Origin of the sequence: Halomonas litopenaei, assembly GCF_017303055.1 — a bacterium.
Lineage (GTDB): Bacteria > Pseudomonadota > Gammaproteobacteria > Pseudomonadales > Halomonadaceae > Halomonas > Halomonas litopenaei_A.
Genome location: NZ_JAEKJT010000019.1, coordinates 1 through 1,771 on the forward strand (window position 1 = coordinate 1; position 1,771 = coordinate 1,771).

2 protein-coding genes are annotated in these 1,771 nt (G+C 64.1%); both read right to left on the reverse strand.

What is annotated here, in order from left to right:
* Positions 1-1,262, reverse strand: a 1,262-nt coding sequence (locus tag JF545_RS19780) for a TRAP transporter large permease (RefSeq protein WP_206944874.1), incomplete at its 3' end; no start/stop codon positions are given.
* On the reverse strand, positions 1,262-1,771 hold a 510-nt coding region (locus JF545_RS19785; RefSeq protein WP_206944875.1), incomplete at its 5' end, for a TRAP transporter small permease subunit. The genes JF545_RS19780 and JF545_RS19785, both read right to left, overlap by 1 nt.

Sequence of the window (1,771 nt, forward strand, 5' to 3'; positions counted from 1 at the left end):
GCGGCCAGCACACACAATTGCAGTGCGATGAACGGCAGCAGTGACACAAAGATGTCTTTCAGGCTGATCTCCGGCGGCGCCACCCCTTTCAGGTAGAACGCGGCCGGGCCAAATGGCGGCGACAGGAACGACACCTGCATGTTGACGGCGAACAGGATGCCGAACCAGATCGGGCTGTAGCCCAGCTGAATCACGATGGGTACGAAGATCGGCAGGGTCAGCATGGCCACCCCGATCCAGTCCAGGAACATGCCCAGCACGATCAGGATGGCCATCATCACCAGGATGATCACGATCGGCGCCACGTCCAGGTCCATGATCATGCCCGAGATGAAGCGGTTGCCGCCCATCAGGTTGTAGACCCCGACCAGTGCCGCGGCACCGATGCCGATCCAGATGATCATGCCGCAGGTCACCAGGGTCTGGGACAGCGCTGCGTGCATCATCTTGAACGAGAACTCGCCCCGTGCCAGCACGGCCAGCAACACACCGAACACGCCCATCGCGGCGGCTTCAGTGACCGAGGCCACGCCGCCGTAGATCGACCCCAGCACCAGGAAGGCGATCAGGGCCGGCACGATGATCGAGCGCAGCGCCGCGCCCTTGGAGGCGAAGCCGGCATTGCGATCCTCGTCGCTCATCGGCGGCCCCATGGCCGGATTGCGCAGACAGCGGACCAGCACGTAGCCGATGTAGGACAGCATCAGGATCACCGCCGGGGTGATCGCGGCAGTGAACAGGTCAGCAATCGAGACGCTGGCGATCAGGCCATAGATGATCAGCACGATGGACGGCGGCATCATGGTGCCCAGGGCCCCGCCGGCACACACCACGCCAATCGACAGGTGCTTGTCGTAGCCGAGCCTGAGCATCTGCGGCAAGGCCAGGATGCCGAGCAGCACGATCTCGCCGCCGATGATGCCGGACAGCGCGGCCAGGAAGAAGGCCACCACGATGGTCTGGACCGCCACACCGCCCGGCAGCCGGCCGGCAAACACCCGCATGGCGTTGAACAGATCCTTGGCGATGCCCGATCGGTCCAGTAACGAGGCCATCAGCACGAACATCGGCACCGCCACCAACGAGTATTCGGTGACGAATCCGTAGACCCGGCTGGTGACCAGCGGCAGCGCGTTGGGGCCGAACCAGCCAAAGGTGAAGGCCAGTGCCACCAGCCCGGTAATGAAGGCCAGCGGCAGGCCGGTGACCAGCAAGGCAAAGATGGCACCGACCAGCAGCAGCGTTCCGTCTGCAATATCCATCAGTCAGCGCCTCCTTCGGGTGCATCGGGGACGGGTTTGCCCTTGAGCGACTGGAACACGTGGATCAAGGCCTGCACGCACATGACGGCCAGGGCCAGCAGGATCATGCCCTTGACCACGGCGGGAAAGGGCGGATTCCAGGACGTGCCGGAACGCTCGAGCTGCCACTCGCCCAGCGGATTGTGGGACGCCCCGTAGAACATCACCCAGGCGGCGTAGCTCATGCCCAGACAGAAGCCGAAGGTGACCACGTCGTTGAAGATATCGAGGGCACGACGGAAGGTCGGGCCCACGGCGTCGTAGAGGACCTTGACGCGGATATGGCGGTTGGACGCCAGCGCCGCCGGCCCCCCCAGGCAGAAGCTGACCGCCACCAGCATGACGACGGTTTCGTGCACCCAGGAGGTGGGCGAGCCGAAGCCATAGCGCATGATGACTTCATACACGCTGATGGCCATGGCGATGAACACCAGCCAAGCGGCCAGCTGAGCGACCTTGACCACGCCCTG